Here is a 3242-nt window from a genome sequence, read left to right as displayed (position 1 = left end):
TGTCCGGATGACCGGGTGGGTGCTCAGTCAACGAGTGAAAGTAAAAAAACGTGGGGGACTCCCTGGCACCCCTCTTCCCATGACTTCACCCGGGACACGCGGATGTGCACAAATCATACGGAACCGCACAGCGGTCGGTTGCAGGGTTGTTCGATTGCGCGCGGACCGCAGGGAACGCGTTAGTGCAGGGGGCCTGGCAGGCGCTGCAGATACAGCGGTGGGGGCAGGACGTGAGAGTCCGATAACACTGGCAGCGGTCCAGGCGGTCCGCCGGGAGGTCGGCCTCGCATAAGACAGAGTTATAGTTACACATATTCAGGCAGGTGCTGCTGACGAAAGTGTTCTTGGGGGTTTGTGGGACAACCGCACCAGACGGTCTTTCAAAAACAGCGAGTGCTCCTGCGACAATGATACCAAAAACCGACAGGCAGACCATGAAGAGGACGAGCCGGGCAAGCGGCGAATGTTCGGTGTGTGACAATGGTAAAACCATCCTTTATAACGGTGCTATCCTCTGGTAGGTCTGATTGCCATATAAACGCGGTGTAAAGGGAAAAAGGAAATTTACTGGCATCTGGCTTTGCAGGCAGTGTACTCCGTCTGGCAGTTGCTCCGGCAGGAGTTGAGGGAATTGATATCATGGTATCTCTTGCAATAGGGCATACAGGAATAGTACTCGGCATCACAGGACTGGCTGCAGGTCATAAGGGTGTTGGCCGGAGCCTGTGGGTTCTGCTGCGGGAGGTCGACTGCATAATAGTGGGCTCCGGCAATGCATGTCCCGGCGATTGAGAGGCAGACTATGACGAGCATGAGGCGGGTGAGCGGTGATTGAGGGGATCCTGGCATCGTTGTGACCATCCTTCAGAAAATGTAATTGTATTGTTGGCAGAACTCCCCTATAAACGAGTGGCTTTATCTCATAAGGAAAATTGTTCCGGCGGCAATCATTTTCGTTTTCCCGGTCCGGATTGCACTGCAGATAAATCACTACGTTTATTGTCCCAAAAATGATAATTCCGAGTGTTTCCAGCATGCAGGCAAAAACCAGGTATCTTCTTATCGTGCTCATCTGTGCAGCCATACTTGCTGCCGGGTGTGTACAGCCCGTCTCTGTCAAGGAACCGGTGCAGCCAGCGGTCAGCACCGCTGCAAAAACCTCGGCAGCTGTGGATACCGCAGAACTCGTCCCGAAGTTCGACGCCTATGCAGAGAAGACGTTCAACCAGAGCGGTGTCCCGGCTATGGCGATCGCTGTTGTCAAGGACGACAAGGTCGTCTACCTCCGGACCTTTGGCGTGAAGAACGTTACTTCGAAAGAACCAGTCGGCCCGGACACAAAATTCCAGCTCGCGTCCATCTCCAAGGCCGTGACCGGGACGATGATCGCGGACATGGTCGGGAACGGTGAACTGTCGTGGGACGATACCATCGTCTCGGTGAACCCCGGCTTTACGCTCTCCGACCCGTACGTCACGCAGCATGTCACCTTCCGCGATCTCCTCTCTCACCGGTCCGGCCTGCCGGAGTACGGCACCGATGAGCTCCAGAACGACTTTATGTACACGCGGCCGGAGATCCTGGACCGGCTACGGTACCTCGGGCTGCCCGGCGCCTTCCGCTCATCGTACGCGTATTCCAATATCGGGATAACGATCGCGGGCGAGACTGCGGCAAAGAAAGTTGGCAAGTCCTTTGAGGCCCTGGTCGCGGAACGGATCTTTGTCCCGGCCGGCATGTACAACACAAGCGCCCGGTTCTCAGATTTCACCAGCTCTGCTGATCGCGTCGAGGTTTACCCGATGCAGACCGGGACACTTGTTGCCGGGCCGTACAATAACGACGACACAAACTCGCCTGCAGGGGGAGTGAGCTCTACGCTGAATGACATGGCCCGGTACGCCCGCCTACAGGCAAACGGGGGCTCCATTGACGGGAAACAGGTTGTGAATGCAAGCGCTCTCCGCGAAACCCATACACCTTCGTTCATCAGGTCCTATTATGGCAGCGGGATGTCCGGCTCCGGGCTTGGCTGGAACACGTACCTGGACGGCGGCCGCACCCGTGTCGAGAAGGACGGGATGTTCTCGCATGGCATTGTCACGCTCATTACGGTCTGGCCGGAGGACAGGATGGCACTTGTTGTCCTGACCAACCGGTTCCCGGAAGGGAACCCTCTCACCACAAGCATCAGCAATGGCTGGAACGAGTTGTATTATACCGGCAGGATCGGCAAGGACTGGTACGGTGAAGCTGAGCAGAACCTGCAGGCAGCGCTGGATTCCATGACGCCACAACAGGTCGAAAAACCGGCCAGCCCGAAGCCCTTCCGCGACCTGAAGTACTATACCGGCTCGTACATGCAGGACTATTACGGCACGGTCAGGATTGTCGAAGAAGCCGGAACACTCATGGTATATCCGGGCCACAGCACTACGCCGTTCGCACTTGAACCGTATGACGGCGATACCTTCAGCGAAGCATCCGGGGAGGGCCTCGTGAACTTCACGGCCGGCACCACTGCAACGGCAACCGGTGCCTGGTTCTCGCGGTACGAAATGCCCGGGCGGAGCGGGGCATTTGTCCGAACCTCCCCGTGATATTTTCTCTCGTAATTATCGCTCCCAATACCCGGCTCTTTTTTATCGCATGGGGAAACCATAGGCGAAAAAATCCGCAAAACGGTTTTTGGTCTGGTATTTTTGTAATAATCCCCAAGACCGGTACGTTTTAGTCCTCCCCGATATCCTCGTTCCACAGCTTCGGGTGTTCCCGGCACCATTTCCCGAAAAAAGCTGCCCATTCCCGGTCATCGAGATCAACGACCTCGATCCCGTGCTCCTCCATAAACGCCCGGGCACCAAGGAAATTCCGCGACTCGGCAACGATCACTTTTTTGATCCCGAACTGGACGGCAGCGCCCGCACACAGAAAGCACGGCATCAGCGTGGAATACAGGACGGTATTGCCGTAACTGCCGATCCGGCCGGCCTGCATGAGGCAGTCGATCTCCGCGTGGATCATCGGGTTCTCCTGCTGGACACGACGGTTGTGCCCCCGGCCGATAATCGTTGTGTTCCGCACCAGGACCGAGCCGATGGGGATGCCGCCTTCGGTCATGCCTTTCCGTGCTTCTTCCTTTTCCACACGCATGAAGGGATCCAAACCCCTTTCTCTTTTACACATCCTACGCTGCCCACAAAGGAGGATGCGGGTCTATCGTGTTGAGCGCACGCATGCAA

The 3242-nt window shown here is 56.5% G+C and carries 3 protein-coding genes; 1 reads left to right on the top strand and 2 read right to left on the bottom strand.

Annotated features, from left to right (window positions below; genetic code table 11):
• Positions 1 to 564 precede the first annotated feature (564 nt).
• The gene (locus CW742_RS09415) at positions 565 to 849 is read right to left on the bottom strand and encodes a hypothetical protein (protein ID WP_292419588.1); all 285 of its coding nucleotides are present in this window, start codon (positions 847 to 849) and stop codon (positions 565 to 567) included.
• 185 nt (positions 850 to 1034) lie between these two features.
• On the opposite strand from CW742_RS09415, the gene CW742_RS09410 reads away from it, so the two are divergent.
• Positions 1035 to 2600, top strand: coding sequence for a serine hydrolase (locus CW742_RS09410; RefSeq protein WP_292419587.1), 1566 nt, complete (start codon positions 1035 to 1037; stop codon positions 2598 to 2600).
• 130 nt (positions 2601 to 2730) lie between these two features.
• Here CW742_RS09410 and CW742_RS09405 read toward each other — a convergent pair whose 3' ends face one another.
• On the bottom strand, positions 2731 to 3153 hold the full coding sequence (locus tag CW742_RS09405; protein ID WP_292419585.1) for a nucleoside deaminase: 423 nt from the start codon (positions 3151 to 3153) through the stop codon (positions 2731 to 2733).
• Positions 3154 to 3242: the final 89 nt, after the last annotated feature.

The organism is Methanoregula sp. (assembly GCF_002835825.1).
Taxonomy (GTDB): domain Archaea; phylum Halobacteriota; class Methanomicrobia; order Methanomicrobiales; family Methanospirillaceae; genus Methanoregula.
The sequence above is the reverse complement of the archived record's forward strand: the minus strand, read 5'-3'. Positions and strand labels throughout refer to the sequence as shown.

Coding starts and splice junctions, on each gene's coding strand:
- CW742_RS09405 (WP_292419585.1), bottom strand. CDS start 3,153: ATGCGTGTGGAAAAGGAAGAAGCACGGAAAGGCATGACCGAAGGCGGC.
- CW742_RS09410 (WP_292419587.1), top strand. CDS start 1,035: ATGCAGGCAAAAACCAGGTATCTTCTTATCGTGCTCATCTGTGCAGCC.
- CW742_RS09415 (WP_292419588.1), bottom strand. CDS start 849: ATGCCAGGATCCCCTCAATCACCGCTCACCCGCCTCATGCTCGTCATA.